The organism is Algoriphagus sp. A40 (genome assembly GCF_002002735.1).
Taxonomy (GTDB): Bacteria; Bacteroidota; Bacteroidia; order Cytophagales; family Cyclobacteriaceae; genus Algoriphagus.
This window is the reverse complement of sequence record NZ_MUNY01000049.1, coordinates 44435-64359: the sequence shown is the minus strand read 5'-3', so window position 1 is coordinate 64359 and position 19925 is coordinate 44435. Positions and strand designations below refer to the sequence as shown.

The following is a 19925-nucleotide window of genomic DNA, read 5'->3' as shown; positions in this document are numbered from 1 at the left end:
TGCTGTTCAAATAGCAAACTCTTTTTGTGTTCAGAATGTGGATTTGAATTTTCGCGAGTGGAGACACTCACGAAGGCGGAAAGATGTCACAACTTTACAACCTTACCACCTTTTCACCTTACTACTATTCAGTTCCAATTTTTCAATTCAATCACTTAAAAGCCTGCAAACCGGTAATTTCCTGTCCCAGAATCAGCAAGTGGATATCCTGGGTTCCTTCATAAGTCACTACTGATTCCAGATTCATCATGTGTCGCATGATCGGATATTCTCCGGTGATGCCCATGCCGCCGTGGATCTGTCGGGCTTCCCGGGCGATGTTCAGTGCCATTTCCACATTGTTTCGCTTGGCCATAGAGATATGTACAGTTTTGGCTTTTCCCTCTTTCATCATCTTCCCGACTTTCCAGGCCAAAAGCTGCGCCTTGGTGATTTCGGTAAGCATTTCCGCCAACTTCTTTTGTGTAAGCTGGAATCCAGCGATCGGTTTCCCAAACTGGATCCGTTCAGCAGCATATCTTCTGGCAGACTCATAGCAGTCCATTGCGGCACCGATTGCTCCCCAAGCAATTCCAAACCTCGCTGAATCCAAGCACATCATCGGTGCTCCAAGACCGGACTTTCCCGGAAGAAGGTTTTCTTTTGGCACTTTCACATTGTCAAAAACCAACTCACCGGTGCAGGAAGCCCGAAGAGACCATTTACCGTGAGTTTCAGGGGTAGAAAAACCTTCCATGCCTCGCTCCACGATCAATCCGTGGATTCTGCCTTCTTCATTTTTGGCCCAAACTACTGCTATGTCTGCTTTTGGAGAGTTTGAAATCCACATTTTGGCGCCGTTGAGCAGGTAGTGGTCGCCCATATCCTTGAAGTTGGTAACCATCCCACTAGGGTTTGAACCGTGATCCGGTTCTGTCAGACCAAAGCAGCCCAAGTATTCGCCTGAAGCCAATTTGGGAAGGTATTTTTGCCTTTGGGCTTCGGTACCGAATTTATAAATCGGATACATCACGAGTGAACCCTGCACAGATGCGGTAGATCTCATGCCGGAATCACCCCGCTCGATTTCCTGCATGATCAAGCCGTAAGAGATGTAATCCAGTCCTCCGCAGCCATATTCAACCGGAAGCTGTGGGCCAAATGCGCCGACATCTCCGAATTTTTTGACGATTTCGTAAGGGAAATGTGCCTTTTGGGCCCAATCTTCGATGTAAGGAGAGATTTCTTTTTTGACAAAATCCCGGATAGATGATCGTATCAGTTTCTGCTCTTCCGTGAGCAAATCGTCCAGATCAAGAAAATCAACCCCTTCAAAAAGATCCTGCTTTAGGGATTTCTGGATTTCAACAGCCTCCATGTTATATTTGGTTTATTTTTGGGAATCAGTCATTTTTGCCGCGTAGCTAAGCAAAGCTGATCCGAAATTAAGGAGAAAGGCACTGAAAAAACTACCTTTTTGACTAAATAATCCCCATGCACGAATCCCAGTTTGATCCCAAGATCCTAGAGAAAATCCATCAGTTGGAAGAGAAATTCAGGTCTTCGGGACAGGATTTACTTTCCTATCTGGAGGGCTTGCTTTATGCAGATTACCTCACTTATTGGGATTACATCAATCTTGATGTTCTGCTATCTCTGCAGCAACCCAAAACCAGCTTCAAGGACGAGAAGATTTTCATTATTTACCATCAGATCACTGAGTTGTACTTTAAGCTGATCATATCCGAAATGGAGCAGATTGCAGATGAAAATCCGCTTTCGGAGACTTTTTTCAAAGCTAGATTGGAGCGGATTCTGATGTACTTTGACCACTTGATCAGTTCATTTGCCATGATGTGGAAAGGCATGGAAAAGGACCAATTTCTCAAGTTTCGGATGTCACTTTTGCCTTCTTCTGGTTTTCAAAGTGCACAGTTTCGTGAAATCGAATTGATGGCAACTGATGCTTTCCATCTGATTTACCTGAGCAAAAGAGCGGAATTTGACTACCACAGTCCAGGGGATGACTTGTTTGAAAACCTGTATTGGCAGCATGGCGCAATTGAATTGGCAACCGGTGAGAAGACCTTGACACTCAAAAATTTTGAGGAGAAATACGGAAAAAAACTCATCGAACTCATCGAATCCTATCGCCGCAAAAACCTTTGGCAAAAATACATGGATCTGGAAAACGGATCTGAAGCCTTGAAAGACCTGATGAGGAGTTTTGATCTGAAAGCCAATGTCTTCTGGCCTTTGGCACATTACAAGTCTGCCGTACGCTATCTGCAAAAAGACCCGCACGATATCGCTGCTACCGGTGGTACCAACTGGCAAAAATACCTTCCTCCACGCTTCCAAAAAGTGATCTTTTTCCCCGAACTCTGGACCGAGAAAGAAATGGAAGAATGGGGCAAAGGTTGGGTTGTAAAAGAAATTTTTGGAGAAGAAATCCAAAAGGGTTAAATCTTCATGGGACTGACTTCTGACTTTTCCATTTCCAAAAAGTACAGGCCGGATGTCCTGATTTTCCTCTTGCTGATCCCTGTGATCAGCGCATTCAACTATTACCTGACCTATTCCAATATTCAATGGAATGGGTTTTTGGCACTCACTTTTGCGATCGATACCACGCAGGGGTATTTGGCTTGGCTTATCGTCAGGAGGATTATTTTCTGGCTGGACCGCGTACTTCCATTTGGACCTAATCCGACTAAGAGAATTCTGATCCAAGTAGCCATCACCACTTTTGCAGGTTTAGCTTTTATCATTTTGACCACAGAACTGGTGAGTTGGATTGCCAAAGGCCGGCCCGCAATTCCTGAGTTCTACACTATGGATGTGTTTATCATCGGGATTTGGTTTTTGGTGATCAATGGCATTTATACCGGACTTTTTTATTATCACACCTTGCAGGAGATTCAGGCACAAAAGTCCAGGTTAGAGCCTGAATTCAAGGGAATTCCTGTGAAAACCGGAAATCAGGAATTGCTTATTTCAGGATCAGAAGTCGCTGCTTTAAAGATAGACGAGGAGTATGTGTTGCTTTTTACCCTCACTGGCAAAAAATACTTCCTTGATGAAAGTTTGGATTATTGGGAAAAGAACCTTCCCGAAAGCGGATTTTTCAGACTGAATCGTCAGACTATTATCCACCGCCAAATTCTGCTCGGATTCAAGAAATTAGACCATGGAAAATTGGAGGCCCAGGTGGATTCAAAATTCAATTTTGACCTTGAATTGGGCATCAGTCGGGCCAAGGCACCTTCATTTCGGACTTGGTTTATGCCAAATCGCTGACATTTCACGGTCAATTTTGGTACGGTTCAGGGAATCAAACCCGATTTTTTAAATCCCCGCTGGCTTTTGTGGGTAAAATTGTCTCACAAACCAACAGCTACGAAAGCTATGAAAAAACAGATTTTTCTCATTTTCCTGGTTTCCCTGTTTGCCTTCAAAACAGGAATGGCACAGGATACTAGCCCAAAGGACTATAGGAATTTTCCTGTGACTATTACACTACAATTCCAATCCTTTTCCCTCCCTTTTAAAAATCTGGGAAGCAATTTCAAAAACATGGGAATCGGGATAGGCACCGAAGTCAGTCACAACGGAGACCACGACTGGATTCAGGAGTTTTCCCTTTTTTGGATCCGGAATAAAGCCATGGGAAACGGCATCTACCTGATGACCCAAACGGCTTGGAGACCCTATTTGGGTAATCCGGTTTTTGGAGAACTCAAAGCCGGAATCGGCTACAAAGTTGCTTTCAGGCCGAGTGATTCCTGGATCCAAAAAGACGGAGAATGGAATTCTGCTGGTAAAAAAGGAAAAGGCATGCTTGCAATTCCAATCGGAATTGGGCTCGGGGTCCATAATTATTCTGACGACGTGTACACCAGTCCTTTCATAAACTATCAGGCGGTTTTTCTTAAAGGATACAATCAGGATATCCCGATAGTGCCTGAAACCATTTTTCAGTTTGGAACCCGAACCCACTTTAACTCCTTGGTGAAATGAAAACGATCAGCAAGAATGTAATCTTAATGTATTTTGGGTTGATTTTTACTGACCAAGCATTTGCTCAAGGAACAGACCAAACCTGTACTTCCTCTAATTCTGAGGCCGCAACCCAGCGTTTTGAAAAAGTTCAGGGGAAAATGGATCAACTGGTAAAAGTGGGAATTCCGGGTATTGCAGCCGGAGTAAAAACGTCGGAGGAATACTGGTCCGGTTCTGCGGGATTGTCAAGTCTGGAGAATAGGACACCTATGACCGTGTGTAATCTGCAATACCTTCAAAGTATCTCCAAAACCTATCTGGCTGTAAGTATTTTGCAACTGAAGGATCAGGGTAAAATCGATCTGGATAAGCCTGTTTCAGACTATTTGCCAGCTGATCTGTCTTCCTGGATTTCCAAATCTAATGTGATGACTGTCCGGATGCTTCTCAACCACACTTCCGGAATTCCGGAATACAATTACCTCCCCGAATACATCACCGTGCTTTTGCAAAACCCGGATTATCCTTTTGAGCCCAGGGATTACATGGAATTGATAGAAGGTAAAGATTTGGATTTCGAACCTGGCTCACGTTATTCTTACCGTAATTCCGGCTTTGTATTGCTGGCCTTGATGATGGACCACCTGACAGGAGATCATGCTGCTTTTATCAGGGAAAACATTTTCGATAAGCTCGATATGAAAAATACCTTTTACAGAGAAAGTCCAGACTATCTCGAAAAATCCGCTTTGGTGGACGGCTATTGGGACCGTCACAGCAATGGGATCATTGAAAACTCCAGCTACCTGCAAAAGCAAAATGTGAAAAAGATGGTGGGTGACGATGGGATCATCACAACTCCGGCAGATGGAATTCGTTTTTTGGAAGGCTTGATTTCGGGGAAACTGATCTCTCCGGAATCATTAGCTGAGATGAAAACCTGGGTAAATGATTCCAAAGGTCTTCCCCAATACGGTTTAGGATTGGATCTGACGACTCTGGGAGGCAAAGAAGCGATCGGTCACAGTGGGGGAGGATTGGGTGCAGGAAGCCAGCTTTACTACTTTCCAGAACAAAAAACCTACATCTTTCTGGCCATCAATCTGGCAACCGTTACTGGAAGCCCGATACATACCGAAGCTGAAAAAATCCTGAATGAGCTGTACTTGGAGATTTTTGCGATTGACTGAAAGTTTTTTAACGGTGCTAAATTAAAAAGAGCCAAGATTCAAGATCGTCGGTCTTGATTCTTGGCTCTTCAATCTTGATTCTTTTTCAAACTGGATAATTTTCCTTAACAAAGGCTTCCGCATTGTAATAGCAAAAGTCATCCACCCATTTTGATACATCTTCTCGGGACTTGAAATGCGCCAAATGGCTGGCTCCGGGCTTTTGCCTGGCCTCATCGATTGCAAAGACCAGGTTATTTGCCATTTGATCGTATTTCAAAGCAGTGGGATAAGGATTGACAGGATCGATCAGGCCTTCGAAATCAGTGCCAATGGTGATGCATTTCCAGACTTGAGGTTTTTCCAATTCGTTGAGATTGGAATTGGAGTAGGCGCTTTTGATGATTCCTTCTATGTTTTCCCAGATTAGCTGAATTCCGTTTCGCTTGGGATTTCGGGTTTCGTCTTTTTTGATGTCCTCTTTGGTCAAGCCTAAAATCCGCTGGTCGAAAGAAATACCAAACATTCCCCTTGTTTTGACAATCATCTCGATATCCTCGTCGCACATGTTGATGTTCCAGGCATTGAATTTCCCGGATTGATCACAGAAATCATCATCTTCTTTGTTTTCGCAATCAATATGATCCTGTAAAGTATTTACCCCAGAGTATCCGCAATGGGAAGCAATCACGGGAATCCGATCGCGCTTTTCAAGGCAAGTGTTAATGATTTTATAGTATTCCTGGCGCGACTTTGCTGCCATGTGCTTCACATCGATGAGAATCCGGTAGCCAAGCGAAGGATCCCGATCCAAATTGGAGTTCAATCCCAGGGTTTCCCTTATGATCCGATTCCCATTTCTTTGAAAGCCAGCATTCATGTGTGGTTTTTGCTTCATCAAAATCTTTCCCATTCCGGGAATCGAATGCGCATGGCCGCAGAGGTGATTGTCAAAGTGGTGTGCAAACGTGATAAAGAAAACTGGCACCTCCCACATTTCCTTGATGAATTTGATCCGATCGGAGATATCCTGGACGGTTTTTGGGTGGGCAGTTCCAATGGAATGCGCTCCTTCGATAGTGATAATCATCGTGATTTCGCTGTCGTCTGCCAGAGATTGGAGCAGTTCCAAGTTGGTTTTAGGGATCCGGTAGCAGGCATTTTTGGCCACATAGCTGTCGGGATCTTCCTTGGCCCGTTTTTCGGAGGCTTTTTTATCTCCCAACAGAGCCATCGGAACATGGATTTCATTTTTCTTGATCCTTTTTCCCGAGTCTTGGATGACAAAGTCTTTTTCCCGATTCAGAGACTCCCAATAATCATAATGTGGAGATTGGAAATAGTCGACCACTTTGTCGGGGATTTTCATGTAAACCGTTTGCAGCAAGTCTCTTTTCAGTCCGGAATGGCCCAAAACTCCTCGGGCTACAAAATTGTACCATTTGTCCTCCTTGACGCTGGGGTCCATTCCCACTACAAATTCCCGCTCAAGTGGGTAAAGTGAATTGAAGGTTAGCCGGAGGTTGGAGTTCCAGCATTTGACCAGGTCTATCTGGCTGTAACTGGCGCCCATTTTACCTTTCTCCTCGTTTCTGGAGTTGGAGGCGATGACAGTCCAGGGACTGAATTCCTCCTTTCTCTTGAATTTTTTTTCTTTTTCCTGCATGTGGAAATGCGCCCGCATGTGATTGTGGCAGTGTAGATCTGAGAATTTTCGTTTCATGGGTTTTGTAAAAATGTGTGACTGATTTAATTAAAAGCACCTGATGAAAAATTTGCCAGGTTTGACGCTATCGTCTGAACTTCAGTTCGTAATCAGCTATAATTTCTAAATTAATCTGCTTAATATCAAAAGCCTTAAATCAATTTCCGGACATTTCCGGGATTAAGAAATAGAGAATTTTGATGAATTGACTTTGTGATTCCGGATCACTTTTCAACTTTGACAAATCCAATGACCAATGACCAATGATCAATGAGCAATTATCAATAATCAAGAATCAATGACCAATTTTCAATAACCAATAACCAACCACCAATTTTCAATAACCAACCTATGTTCAAGAGAAGAGATTTTATCAAAAGCCTGGGCCTCACTTCCGTCGCATGGCTGGGAATGGGGGATTCTGTTTTGGCAGAGATCCAACGAAAATTTCCAGTTTCTAGTTTACCATCGCTTTTCAGCCCGATTCGCATCAGGGGAAAAGTAAGTTCGGCCGGAAAAGGCCTGTCAGGAGTAGCCGTTTCAGACGGGCGGCTGGTAGTCCAAACCAACGCGGCAGGGGAGTTTGACCTCATTTCCGGAACGGACCGGGAATTCGTTTTTGTCTCCCTTCCCTCAGGATTCGATATCCAAAAACAGGCCAACGGTTCAGCCTCCTTTTTCCAGGCCATTGATAAAACCAAAGCAGAGCAATCCCTGAGCTTTGAACTCAAAAAGGCCTCAAATTCTGATTCAAACCATCATTTTCTGCTGTTGTCAGACACTCAGATTCAGGATGAATACGAGGCCAATCAGCTGCTTACCGTCGCTGCCCCAGATGTGGTAAAAACGATTGCTTCCCTCAATGACCCCAATCTTTTCGGAATCGGCTGCGGGGATTTGGTCTTTGACAAACTCGAATTGTTTAAAGAATACAATCAGTCAGTGCAGATGTACAATGTTCCATTCTTCCAGGTGATTGGCAATCATGACATGGATTTTGGAGTGCGCTCCGACGCTTGGTCTGCGGGAACTTTCAAAGGACATTATGGGCCGACCTATTATTCCTGGAACCGTGGGGAGATTCACTACGTGGTCCTGGATGACGTATTTTACCTGGGCTTAACCAACCGATATATCGGCCACTTGCCGGAAGAGCAACTCGTTTGGCTGGAACAGGACCTCAAGACTGTTGAAAAAGGAAAAACCGTTGTTGTTTCCCTTCACATCCCGACGGAAACCGGGGCATTAAAACGCTATCCCCAAAATGACTCCCTGGGAGGTACGGTCACCAACCGGGAGCATTTGTATCGGATGCTGGAAGGGTATCAGGCACATATTCTCTCCGGACATACCCATTTCAATGACAACATGATTAAGGGTCATGTGTACGAACATTGCCATGGCACGGTCTGCGGGGCTTGGTGGTCCGGGCCAATCTGTCACGACGGCACCCCCAGCGGCTATGCAGTTTATGAGGCTAAAGGCTCAGAACTCCGCTGGAAATACAAAGGAACCGGACTGGATATCAATGAACAATTCCGCGTGTATCAACAAGGTTACCACAAAGATTTCCCCGATGAGATGTCACTTAATTGCTGGAATTACGATCCTGCTTGGGAGATCAGCTGGTTTGAAAATGGGGTGAAAAAAGGCGCTGCCGAAAAGAAACTAGCCGTCGATCCCTGGAGTGTGGAGCTGCATACCGGGCCAAGTCTGCCTGCCCGTCGCACTTGGGTCGAGCCTCAGCTGAATGATCACATGTTCTTCTTTAAACCCGAGTCAAAAGACAATTTGGTGGTCGAAGCGAAGGATCGATTCGGGAATGTGTATTCGAAGAGAGTGTAGGATTAAAAGGCCTAAGGTGGAATAAATTTTCATAATTTCCGGTATCAGTTCGACCCTTTCAGGGTCGTGAGATTTAGATTATAATTTTCAAAACCACGGGTTTCACCCGTGGCTATTGAAAAGTTTGACCCCATTCGGGGTCGGTATTTAGAAACTTCGATGGATATGAATTATGATCCTGAAAGGATCGAACTTCTAAATAGCCCTAGGTGCAACCTAGGGAAATGAAATTATGATTTTGATTATCAACCCTGAAAGGGTTGAACTTCATTTCAATTTTGATTTATTAATCTATTCGGATAAAAAAAATCGGGAATGGCCATCGACAATTCAATGGGCTCAAAAAAAAAGTTTGTATAGGAATGAATGCGTGTAGGACTTATAGAGCTCAAATACAGCAAGAACCAAACTCTCCTTTTCCTCTGTGGTAAATTTTTCCCAAAACTCCTTTTCACAAATAACTGTATATTCCTTTTGTGAGAACCCTGCTCGTATTCTGCTTCATTTTCTTTCTTATTTCGGGAAAAACCATTGCTCAAAAAGTAGTCCTTGACCTCAATTGGGAAAGCGCTAATCCCAAAAAAACTGAATATCAAATTATAGAGGTCCTGGATCACCGGATTCAAAAAGCCAGCATCGGCGAAGTATTTGAGCGGGGAGGCCACAAACTTCCAGTGACTTTCAAGGAGAATCTGGACCAATTGGCAACCCGGTTTTACCTGGAAAACCTTAATCCAAAGGATTCCGCACAGGAAATTCAGGTAAGGATTTTTGAGTTGGAGTTGGAGGAAAGTTTCAATGAGACGGAAAAGTTGTATGAGGGGGATGTTCAGTTGGGATTGGGTTTCTTTTTGAAAGGCAGCAATGAACCCGAGCATTTGCTGGATTATTTGGGCACTACCCAATACCGGCGATCCGGCTTCCGCATGGATAACGTGGAAGAGGTCGTCAATAAGCTGTTTCAAAACAGCTTGGTGTACTTTGACACCTGGTACAATTCCCAAAACCTGAAAAATCGGACTTTGGCCAAAGCCTTCCGTTTGGAAATCATCGAACAAAACCAGAATTCCACCGAGGATAAAGTCTATTATGACTCGGCAAGGCCTTTGGTTTGGGAGGATTTCAAAGACCGGCCCAGTGCAATAAGCAAGAATAACGCGACGATTTTCACCAGTTTTTCTGTGCAGGGAATTTCCCTGATGGATTCCGGTTCTGTGGTGCAGACGCTCGAAATCAGCGTGTACATGCTTCCCTATCAATCCTGGGTCAAAAGCCCGAGTTCCTATGCTCTCAACCATGAACAACGGCATTTTGACGTAACCCGGATCGTGGCGGACCGATTGACCCACAAACTGGAAACCATGGATTTGGAGCTTGATTTTTATCAGGCCCGGATCAATGAAGCCTATCTGGATGCTTACCGGGAAATGAACCGCCTGCAAGAATTCTATGATAAACAGACCCAAAATGGCCTCAATACCGCCGAGCAGGAAAATTGGAATCAAATAATCGATGAAGCCTTGGCCGGAGATTGGAGAAGGATTGAGGATTTGTTGAGGAGTGGGAGAAGGTGAAGGTTAGTGGTGAAAAGCTAATAGGATGAGGATTGGGCTAAAGCCCAGTAAAATATTGGAAAATCATGTAGGAATGGGCTAAAGCCACATTCCAATTCATAGCCGATAAATACCAAATGATTTGCCCTCGCCTTTAGGCGGGGGAAAAGGAAAAAGTCCTATGTTCTTTGGGCTTTAGCCCAATACCCATGATTTGAAACCATTAAAATGGTTTGGTGCCATTCCGTGAAAACACATAGCCCACGGTTTATGGTTCGACTCCGCTCACCAGTGGGCTATGGATTGCCGGCATTTTTGGCAAATGGCTTTAGCTAGTTGAAAAATGAAATTACAAATTCCTGAAAATATTAGGGCGGAGTTTACATTCAACTTATCGTCTTTGATTTTTAATTTCAAATCTTCTTTTAACTTCTTTATTTAAGTTTTGATCTCCTATAAAATCTAGTAATTCAGAAATCGATATTAACTTCAATAAGGAAATTTCAAAGGCCATATTTAAAATATAATGAGCTGCATACGAATGATACAAAGAAATGGTGTTAGGAGGAATCGCTATTCCTGAATCAAATCTTCCATGGTGATGAAGTGAATCATTCAAGCCTAATCCATAATTCAACAATAAGGTAAAGTAATTATTATGATTGAATTTTGATAATTCTTCATATTCGTTCCTTAGGGAGTTGAATTTCGTCAAATCCTTTAATTCATCTCTAATATATTCTCTATAATGCCTATATGAAATAAATTCGCCATTAAACCATTTAACCACTTTTTCAGAAGATTTTTTGGTATTAAGTGAAAAGAATTTTGCCAACTCTAAGGACTCTTTTATATGTCTTAATAAATGGGAAACAACATGGATTTTATTTTTTTTTAGTCCCTCCAATATTTCTATGCCGGAATCAAGAGCAGATAAGGAAAGCATCCAAATAGCTTTTTCCAAAGATTGATTTTCTTTTGTAAATAAGTGTTTTTCAATTAAATGTTTTCTGATCTCCCTTAGAAATAAGTTTGCCTCTTTGACAAACTTTTTTTGTGCATCCCATTCGTAGGGATTTTGCATTGCCTCTTTAGGATCTCTTGTCCAAATAAAATTTTTAAGATTAATGCTCATTTTAATTTAATTTTCTCCCCCTTTCACAACCCTAATATCTTTATCAGTCAAACCAAGCAACCCTTTACCAAAGCATCGATATCGCTGTCGATAAGTGAGATATTAAATAAATCATTTGTATTATTTATTTGCGGTTCTATTTCTTAAAGATATTAGTTTACCTGAAAACGAAAAACGTATTGGTAAAGAAGGCCAGAAATTGTCAGGGAAATTTTCCAATTGGAAAAGAAATATCCATTCATTCCACTCAACAAAAAAAGGAACAGACATTCGCCCATTCCTTTTAAACTTTAAACTTTTCATTTTAAACTTTCCCTACCACGCAATCCCGTAATCATCTCCATAATTACTTGCTCCGCCCCAAAGCGTGCCGTGCTTCCAGTCCACCCAGATTGCGGTGATCGGGCCGGAGGTTTTGGTCCAGAAGTCCATTACATAGCCTCGCTTGAGCAGGTCCCTTCTGATCCAGTCGGGTGTGTCCTGTCGCAGGGTAATGCCTCCGGGCTTGATCTCATGATCACCAAAGGAACTTTGCATCTGATAGGAATTGAAGTTGGCGGCTTCTGCAGCTTCCTGCACATTCATGTCAAACTCGGTCACATTGAGGAAGAACTGCAGCAGGTTTTGATCCTGAGAGTCGCCGCCCTGTACAGAAAATGCCAGGATCGGTTTGCCGTCTTTCATGGCCAAGCTTGGGGTCAAGGTAACTCTTGGTCTTTTGCCCGGTTCGGGCAGATTGAAGGGACTGAGATTTTCATCCAAGACAAAGCTCTGCATGCGTTGGGAGAGTCCCACACCAGTATTTCCCGCTATCACAGCAGGAATCCAGCCTCCGCTTGGTGTCACGGAGACCACCCATCCCTGAGCATCAGCAGTCTGCACGGAGGTGGTTCCGCTTTGGAACTCAGTCAGGAATTTTTCGTCAACCTGAGCTTCCATCTCTTTTGGATCCAGGGCTGCAAGGGTTGTTTGTTTCTTTTTCAATAGCGCAGAGTGAGGGTTGGTTTCGCCCTGAAAAGGGTAGGGGTCGCCAGCCATAATCTTGGGATCATTTATCGGACCGATCAGCTTCGCCCTCTCTTTTGCATAGTCCTTGGAGAGCAAACCTTTCATCGGAGACTTGACAAAAGCCGGATCACCGTAGTAAAAATCCCGGTCAGAAAAGGCCAGATTCATCGCCTGATAGACGGTATGGATGTAATTGGCGGAATTGTAGCCCATGGACTTGAGGTCAAAGTTTTCCAAGATGTTCAGCGACTGAAGCAATGCCGGGCCTTGAGTCCATTCCTGGAGTTTGTAGACGTCAATGCCACGGTAGTTGACCTGAAGCGGTTCCTCGATTTTTACTTTCCAGTTGGCTAGGTCGGCTTCGGTGAAAAGTCCGCCTTGCTCGCGCGTTCCCCGGACGATTTCTTTGGCGATGTCACCTTTGTAAAAGCGGTCGTAAGCGGCTTGGATCGCTTCCTTTCTGGATTTTCCAGCTGCCAAGGCTGACTTTTCAGCTTCTACCAGTTTTGACAAAGTCTGATACAAATCCTCCTGCACGAAGATTTCTCCGGCTTCGGGAGCTTCACGCTTTTCTCCCAAGTGGGTAAGAAAGACCTTTTTCGAATAAGGCCATTCTTTGATTCTGGCTTTCTGAGCCTCGATGGCATTGGCGGTTTGAGCTTCGATGGGATAGCCATTGGCCAAGTCCATCGCAGGTTTTAGGATTTGTTCCAAACTCATGGTGCCATACTCTGCCAGCATGGTCATGATTCCACCTGGCGTGCCGGGAGTCGTGGCAGCCAAAGGACCAAACTGTGGCGGATAATCCATGCCTTGGGATTTGTAAAATTCCACGGTGGCACCGGTTGGAGCGTAGCCAAGGGCATTGATGGCGATGACTTTTTTGGTGTTGGGATTGTAGATGAGGGCCTGCGTTTCTCCACCCCAGGAAAGCACATCCCACATGGTGGAAGTAGCTGAAATCATGGCGCAGGCCGCATCCACCGCATTGCCACCCTGTTGGAAAATCTGGGCTCCGGCTGTTGCTGCCAGAGGTTTGCCGGTAATTGCCATCCAGTTTTTGCCGTGAAGTACGGGTTTATTGGTACCAATGGTACCGGCGCCTAATCCGGGCAAACCCTGGCTCCAGGCGGCATGGGTGAAAAGAAAAAAGAGGATGAAGTAGAGGTTTTTCATTTGGTTGGTGGTTGGTATTAGGAAGGAAGACTGGAGACTGGAGACGGAAGACGGAAGACCGCAGAAGATGGAGGGGAGAATCAGTAAGCCATAAAACTTTGAATATAATCACAGACTTAGTTCTTGTTTAAATTAGGATTTTGAAAATCCCAAGCCAAATTTGATTTTCAATTCTTCCGTCTTCGGTCCACTGTCTTCCGTCTTTCAATCCCTAAAACAAAGAAAGTGAACCATATTTTTTTGACCATCAGATTTTTCTCAATCCTTTTCATCCAAAAGCTGATCCATGATGGGTTCAAAGCCCGGGAATCGGGAATTATAGTAAGTGAAGAGCTGAAAGACAGATCCGGTCTTTTTGAGATCAATTTCGTTGTCTTCCACAAAAGCCAGCATTTCAGCTTCCTTTTCCCCGAAAATAGGGAAGAGGTCTTTCCGCTTTTTAGGCACTTCGTAGAGGTCTTTTCCTTTCAGATAGTAATAGACATTCCGTTTGATAATCTGATCATTGCGGTCACCTACCATCAGGGCTACATTGTAATTGGATTCTTTGAAAACAGCAAGGGTTCTTCGCATGAGCGGTAATTCTCCTTCGACGATCACTTCGAAAAAGCCTGAAATGGGCACGCCTTCATCTTTGAAGTCCATCCCGTTGACAAAATAACGGGGGACATTGTAGGCGCTGTCCATCCAGACAATATTCTGAATCCGAAGTCCGGGCATGACTGATACCAGGTTTTTTTCCGGCTCCATCAACTCAAACATATTCGAATTGATGTTGTACCTGACCCGAAAACCTTCGAGGACAGTTTGTTCCCGATAGAGTAGGATAGAGGCCACATTCCATTTTTTGTCCAGGTAAAAATTGCCCTCTACCTGCTTGGGCTCAGGAGGAATACCATAGAATGTATTTCCGATGAAATTTGGACGCTCTACCAGAAGGCGGCTCACATTGGTGGATCGGATGGTTTTTTGCAAAGCCGCACCGGTTCCTTCGCTACCATATTTTACCAGATAAATATTTCCCAGATCCATGTCTGCGGTGAGGCGGATAATCTTTTCAAAGTTGTTGTATCCCGGAGCTGTCACGGCGAGTGTGTATTTTTCCGAAAGGACATTTTCCATCAGAAAATTTCCGGCACTGTTGCTGTAATTACCAAATGCAGAATTTCGAAGGGTGACTGTAGCACCTTCAATAAATTCGCGGGTATCAAAATCCATAACCCGGCCTTTCAAGCTGAAATTTTGCGCAAATGAAAACATGGATACTCCCAAAAAGAGGGAAAAAAATGAAGTGAGTCTCAGTATTTTCATTTTTCAGGAATGTTTAGAAAGATTAAGTAATATAAATTAAACTTAGGATTTAATCTAAATCGATTTGTTTTTGGTTTTAATAAAAAATCATCTATCCCTTAGGGATTGGCTTTCTATGCTTTAAGGGCGTATATTTGAAAAGGTCATGAGTTTTGAAGACCAATTTTACGTTCTAAAATCACCAATAATTTGAGTTTTAAATCATTCAATTTTGAGCCCACTCTTCAGGAAGGGCTCGATGCCATGGGCTTTGATCGCCCTACTCCAATCCAGGAAATGGCAATTCCGGTCATTATGCAAGGCAGAGATTTGATCGCCTGCGCACAGACCGGTACCGGAAAAACAGCCGCTTTTGTACTTCCGATTCTAAATAAAATCACAAAATCAGGTTCCAATACGCTTAACACGCTGATTTTGGCCCCAACCCGTGAGCTTGCGATCCAGATCGATCAGCAGATTCAGGGATTCTCGTATTTCCTTGGCGTAAGTTCAGTTCCGATCTATGGCGGTGGCGATGGCATTGTTTGGGAGCAGCAAAAGAAAGCGCTCGAAACAGGGGCTGAAATTGTTGTTGCCACACCAGGTCGACTGATTGCTTTGCTTGCCGGGGGAAAAATGGACCTGAGTTCACTTGAGCATCTGATCCTGGACGAAGCCGACCGGATGATGGATATGGGCTTTTCGGATGATATTTTGAAAATCGTCAATTACCTTCCTCAAAACCGTCAGACGGTTCTTTTTTCGGCAACCATGCCTCCAAAGATTCGCCAGTTTAGCATGAAGTTTCTAAGGAATCCGGAGGAAATTTCACTTTCTATCGGCAAGACTGCAGAAGGCGTGACCCAGTCCATGTACTCGGTCTATGATGGGCAAAAAGAGGATTTGGTGCGCCATATTCTTTCCCAAAAGCCTTACGAAGCCGTGATCATTTTTGCTTCGACCAAAGACAAAGTCAAAGCCCTTTACAAAGTGCTCAAGAAGCAGTTTGACATTGAGGCTTTTCACTCTGACTTAGAGCAGGTGGAGCGTGAAAAAATCATGTCCAATTTCAAAAACAAAGCAGTCAAAATCCTGATTGGGACTGATATTATTTCGAGAGGAATTGACGTGGTGGGTATTGAATTGGTGATCAATTTTGATACACCAAGTGATCCGGAAGATTACGTCCACCGTGTGGGTAGGACTGCCCGCGCAGACAAAGAAGGGGAGGCGATTACGTTTGTGAACCCTAAAGACCAGCACAAATTTGTAAGAATTGAAAAGCTGATCGGGATGGCCGTAACTCAGAATCCACTTCCGGCTGGATTTGATGCCGGACCGGTTTATCTGGGAGAAAAAGCAAAAGCATCTGATTTTTCATCTCCTTCTGGCGGCAACAAGCCTAAAAACAAGAAAAAGAAAAAATTCGGCCAAAAACCTTCCGGAGACAAGAAGGAGAATGTTTCGGATTCAAAACCAAGGACAGAAGCTCCTAAAAGCTATTCTCACCCAAAGCCAGAAACTCCCAAATCAGAGCCGTCCACTAGTTCAGGATCAGAAAAACCCGGAAAATACGGACAACGGAAGAATGTGATCGAGTCCTGATATTCAAGGTTTTGTTTTGGTTTTTATAAAGTTCTTCGGGTAACTTGAACCTGAATTATGCATCAGAATTCCCAATAGATTTTCAATTGCATTTTTCAGGTTTTTGTGCTTTTCATTTTTAATCCATACACTATGCAAACCCTCAAATTAAAATCAAGGGGTCCTTCTGTCTCTTACCTACAGGAGCTTCTCGGGAAATTAGGTTATCAGATTCCGGCAACAGGTTTTTTCGGAGATCTAACCGATAAGGCTGTCAAAGATTTTCAGCTAAAGAATAACCTCGTCTCAGACGGTGAAGTTGGGATCAAATCCTGGACAATCCTTATCGAGAAAACCAAGCCTGCTGAAACTTTAGGAGGGAAGTTTCTAAGTGAGCAGGATCTGAAAAATTTTGCCCAAAAGAATAATTTGGAACTCGCAGCAGTAAAGGCTGTCCATGAAGTGGAAAGTAGCGGCAAGGGGTTTTTCGTAGATGGCAGGCCCAAAATCCTGTTTGAAGGCCATGTCTTTTGGGATCAGTTGAAAAAGGCCGGGATAGATCCTGCCTCAATGGCTAATGCATCCAATGCAGATGTTCTTTACTCCAAATGGACCAAGAGCCACTATGTGGGAGGGCCAAAAGAGTATGACCGCATGGAAAAAGCAGCAAGCCTTTCCCCCAATCCAAAAGTGAAAGCAGCAGCCCTATCTTCAGCATCTTGGGGTAGTTATCAGATTATGGGCTATCATTCCTCCAAGTTGGGCTTTGGTTCGGTGCAGGATTTTGTAGATCAGATGTATGTCCATGAGAGAAATCACCTGGAGGCATTCGGACGTTACATTACAGCTTTTGGATGTATCACCCATCTTCGGGCCAAAAACTGGGCCGCATTTGCCAACTGCTATAACGGATCAGGCTACGCCCAAAACAAATATGATATCAAGATGGCCAACGCCTATCAAAAATTCCTAAGTCAATCCTAATGAATCTAAAAGAACTCAATCTGCTATTCCAGAGAGATCTCGAAAAACTTGGCCAGGAATTGGCCGCTTATAGTGAGGAAGAAAATCTCTGGATAGTAGATAAAGAAATCGCCAATTCGGCCGGAAATCTTGCACTTCACCTGTTTGGAAATCTTCGGACGTTTATTGGTTTGGATTTGGGAGGAATACCCTATGAAAGAAACAGGGAACGCGAATTTGGAGCAAAGGGAGAACCGAGGTCGGCCTTGCTTGAAGAGTTGGAAGAGGTCAAGAAAATCGTTGCCAATACCCTATTAGGCTTAGATCCGAATCGGATGGGAGATAGGTCATTTCACGCTTTCTTTGGTCATTCCATGACTATCGGTTTTTTCCTGATTCACCTTTATGGGCATTTTAATTACCATTTGGGTCAAATCAATTACCACAGAAGGTTGCTTGCCTGAGGAATATGAAAGTTTGTTAATTCAAATCCAGTAACTCTCATTTTTTAACATCTCAAAACTTTTAAGGCTAAATTGAACCGATGGTTAGCCTGGTCTCCAATATCGTCCTGTTCTTCGGAATCCTGATTCTCACTAACTTGCCGGCGCCTTTTCTTGGGCTGAAGTTTGAAGGAAACGGACCTAAAAAGCGCCTTTGGTTTGAGCCGCCGGGATATGTGATCCCGATAGTCTGGGTTTTTCTTTTTTTGCTCCTGGCTATTCTCCGATACAAATTGGTTCAAATTGATGCCGATGGTCTCGCTAAGTGTACGATCGTTTTGGCAGTTGTCTGCGCCAGTTATGTTTATTATACCATTGGCTTGGAAAAACTCACGGGAATTTCGGCTTTGAAATTTGGGTTGGCAGGGAATGTATTGGTGATTCTTGCTTCCTTGTGGGTAGGCGTGATGGTTTCAGAACTTTCCACCAACTTATCCTATTTTGTTTTCCCGATAGTGGCCTGGACTTTTTTCGCGACAATGATCATCCTTGGGCAACTTCGGTTAGAAAAGAGTTAGAAGTGGGGTGTTTTCTTGTCAAAAAGGAAAATAATCAATCCCAAACCTACGATCCCAAGACCTGCAAGGCTTTCCATAGGCCTGTCCCAAAAAAGGTAAATCAATACTGAAGTACTGAAGGTCAGGTAAATGTATTGAAGCCAAGGCTTGAAAGGACTTCGGAAACCGCTTTCTTTTTTGATTCTAAGAGAAGAATAGACCGTGATCGTCCCCATCAGCTGCAAGACAAATCCCGCATAAAGCATGATTTGTTCAAAGGAGCCCGAAAGGAAAAGAATCAGACTGATGGCCGTATTTAGGATTATGGCTCTTACCGGGATACCGTTAGAATTGACTTTGGCCAAAGGTTTCCAAAGCCGAAAATCCCTGGCCAATGCGTAGGTGATTCTCGGGCCCACCCAAGCATATCCCGAAATCGTGGCGATCAGCTGGACACCGATTAAAAAGCTCACCCAAAGTGCACCGCTTGGCCCAAAGAGATTGCCAAATGCAATGTCAGCAACTTCCACTTTGCCGGATAGCTGTGGTACTGAGGCGTGCTTGAGCAGGACGAGTTGGAGCAAAATGTACACGACCATCACCGAGACAGTAGCCCAAATCAAAGCTTTTGGGAGGTTTTTCTCAGGCTGATCTACTTCTTCGATGATGTATGCCGCCGAATTCCATCCGGTATAGGCATAGAAAACATAAATCAAAGAGACGGCAAATCCCGGCATGATGACTTCCTTTTGCCAGGAAGAAGAGAAATTGAAAGCTGGATTTTCAACTACTGATGAAAATCCAAATCCCAGTAAGATTAAAATAAGGACAAAAACAATTTTGATCAACGTGAGCGCATCCTGAAAGTAAGCAGATCTCCTCACCGAGAAAACATGGGCGCAGGGGACAGCCAGGAGAAAAAACAGCCCAGGAAGGATGGTGTCCCCGAAAAGTGGGCTGAGGTAACCGTTCATGGCCATAGCCGCAATGGCGATCGGCGCAGAAAAGCCAACCGTGAGCGAAATCCACGCATACAAATAGCCAACAGCTGGATGGATGGTTTCCGAAAGGAAGAAGTAATCCCCACCGGTTTTGCGGAAGTGTGTCCCCAATTCGGCATAGACAAATGCCCCGATCAGAGCCATTCCCCCTCCCAAAGCCCAAAGCAAAAGAATCGACCAGGTGTTTTGGACCTCTGCCAACTGAAATCCCAAACTGGTAAAAACACCCGTCCCGATCATATTGGCAATGACCAGACCAGCGGCGGTTTTCCAGGAGATTTTGGAGGAATTCAAAGGGATAGTTTTTCGGGATTTTGGTAGTTGTTCCAAAATCTGAACAAATAAACTCTTGACTTGGAGACCCTGAAAAAAAGCGTGATTTGTTTTGTAATCACCATCTTGCTTACTTTTTTAAAATTCGTTTTTTCGAATGCTTCAGGGTGGGTTTTAATGAGGTGAATTTTAACTAATACTTGATCAATGAATTTCTCTGCAGAGCTTTCAGACCAATTCAT

At 43.9% G+C, this 19925-nt stretch carries 17 protein-coding genes; 10 read left to right on the top strand and 7 right to left on the bottom strand.

The genetic code is table 11. The features are described 5' to 3' along the window. Positions 1-151: 151 nt before the first annotated feature. Positions 152-1357: an acyl-CoA dehydrogenase family protein gene (locus tag B0E43_RS10705; RefSeq protein ID WP_077349483.1), complete on the bottom strand. Its 1206-nt coding sequence runs from the start codon at positions 1355-1357 to the stop codon at positions 152-154. A 116-nt stretch (positions 1358-1473) separates the two neighbouring features. On the opposite strand from B0E43_RS10705, the gene B0E43_RS10700 reads away from it, so the two are divergent. The 4 genes from B0E43_RS10700 (at position 1474) to B0E43_RS10685 (ending at position 5171) form a co-directional block, all read left to right on the top strand. Next, positions 1474-2445 (top strand): tryptophan 2,3-dioxygenase family protein, encoded by a 972-nt coding sequence (locus B0E43_RS10700; RefSeq protein ID WP_077349481.1) that lies wholly within the window; start codon positions 1474-1476, stop codon positions 2443-2445. A 6-nt stretch (positions 2446-2451) separates the two neighbouring features. Next, positions 2452-3279 carry a LytTR family DNA-binding domain-containing protein gene (locus B0E43_RS10695; protein ID WP_077349479.1) on the top strand — a complete coding sequence of 276 codons (828 nt, stop codon included), beginning with the start codon at positions 2452-2454 and terminating at the stop codon, positions 3277-3279. Between the two features lie 108 nt (positions 3280-3387). Then, a complete protein-coding gene (locus tag B0E43_RS10690) occupies positions 3388-3999 on the top strand; it encodes a hypothetical protein (RefSeq protein WP_077349477.1) in 612 nt (203 codons plus the stop codon). Next, entirely contained in the window at positions 3996-5171 is a 1176-nt protein-coding gene (locus B0E43_RS10685) for a serine hydrolase (protein WP_139352739.1), read from the top strand. The genes B0E43_RS10690 and B0E43_RS10685 overlap by 4 nt, the downstream gene beginning before the upstream one ends. 85 nt (positions 5172-5256) lie before the next feature. Here the strand turns inward: B0E43_RS10685 and B0E43_RS10680 are convergent, their stop codons facing one another. Beyond that, complete coding sequence (locus B0E43_RS10680; protein WP_139352738.1) at positions 5257-6873, bottom strand: hypothetical protein; 1617 nt, start codon at positions 6871-6873, stop codon at positions 5257-5259. Positions 6874-7206: 333 nt separating this feature from the next. Between B0E43_RS10680 and B0E43_RS10675 the strand changes: the two genes are divergently transcribed. Both B0E43_RS10675 and B0E43_RS10670 read left to right on the top strand, forming a co-directional pair. Next, positions 7207-8700 carry a calcineurin-like phosphoesterase family protein gene (locus B0E43_RS10675; protein ID WP_077349473.1) on the top strand — a complete coding sequence of 498 codons (1494 nt, stop codon included), beginning with the start codon at positions 7207-7209 and terminating at the stop codon, positions 8698-8700. Positions 8701-9176: 476 nt separating this feature from the next. Beyond that, positions 9177-10274, top strand: a complete 1098-nt coding sequence (locus tag B0E43_RS10670; protein ID WP_139352737.1) for a hypothetical protein — start codon at positions 9177-9179, stop codon at positions 10272-10274. A gap of 370 nt (positions 10275-10644) precedes the next feature. Here B0E43_RS10670 and B0E43_RS10665 read toward each other — a convergent pair whose 3' ends face one another. The 3 genes from B0E43_RS10665 to B0E43_RS10655 all read right to left on the bottom strand — a co-directional run bounded on the left by B0E43_RS10665 (position 10645) and on the right by B0E43_RS10655 (position 14883). Beyond that, entirely contained in the window at positions 10645-11388 is a 744-nt protein-coding gene (locus tag B0E43_RS10665; protein WP_139352736.1) for a hypothetical protein, read from the bottom strand. 315 nt (positions 11389-11703) lie between these two features. Beyond that, positions 11704-13572, bottom strand: coding sequence for a gamma-glutamyltransferase family protein (locus B0E43_RS10660; protein WP_077349469.1), 1869 nt, complete (start codon positions 13570-13572; stop codon positions 11704-11706). Between the two features lie 258 nt (positions 13573-13830). Further along, positions 13831-14883, bottom strand: coding sequence for a carboxypeptidase-like regulatory domain-containing protein (locus tag B0E43_RS10655; RefSeq protein ID WP_077349467.1), 1053 nt, complete (start codon positions 14881-14883; stop codon positions 13831-13833). Between the two features lie 189 nt (positions 14884-15072). Between B0E43_RS10655 and B0E43_RS10650 the strand changes: the two genes are divergently transcribed. From B0E43_RS10650 to B0E43_RS10635, 4 genes are all read left to right on the top strand, one after another. Next, positions 15073-16467, top strand: coding sequence for a DEAD/DEAH box helicase (locus B0E43_RS10650; RefSeq protein WP_077349465.1), 1395 nt, complete (start codon positions 15073-15075; stop codon positions 16465-16467). A 132-nt stretch (positions 16468-16599) separates the two neighbouring features. Further along, positions 16600-17430: an N-acetylmuramidase family protein gene (locus B0E43_RS10645; protein ID WP_077349463.1), complete on the top strand. Its 831-nt coding sequence runs from the start codon at positions 16600-16602 to the stop codon at positions 17428-17430. Then, positions 17430-17873, top strand: a complete 444-nt coding sequence (locus tag B0E43_RS10640; RefSeq protein ID WP_077349461.1) for a DUF1572 family protein — start codon at positions 17430-17432, stop codon at positions 17871-17873. The genes B0E43_RS10645 and B0E43_RS10640 overlap by 1 nt, the downstream gene beginning before the upstream one ends. Positions 17874-17953: 80 nt before the next feature. Further along, entirely contained in the window at positions 17954-18430 is a 477-nt protein-coding gene (locus B0E43_RS10635; RefSeq protein WP_077349459.1) for a TspO/MBR family protein, read from the top strand. Here the strand turns inward: B0E43_RS10635 and B0E43_RS10630 are convergent. Both B0E43_RS10630 and B0E43_RS31380 read right to left on the bottom strand, forming a co-directional pair. Continuing rightward, complete coding sequence (locus B0E43_RS10630) at positions 18427-19704, bottom strand: APC family permease (RefSeq protein WP_077349457.1); 1278 nt, start codon at positions 19702-19704, stop codon at positions 18427-18429. The genes B0E43_RS10635 and B0E43_RS10630 overlap by 4 nt on opposite strands. Then, on the bottom strand, positions 19701-19925 hold the full coding sequence (locus tag B0E43_RS31380; RefSeq protein WP_371454685.1) for a type II toxin-antitoxin system RelE/ParE family toxin: 225 nt from the start codon (positions 19923-19925) through the stop codon (positions 19701-19703). The genes B0E43_RS10630 and B0E43_RS31380 overlap by 4 nt, the downstream gene beginning before the upstream one ends.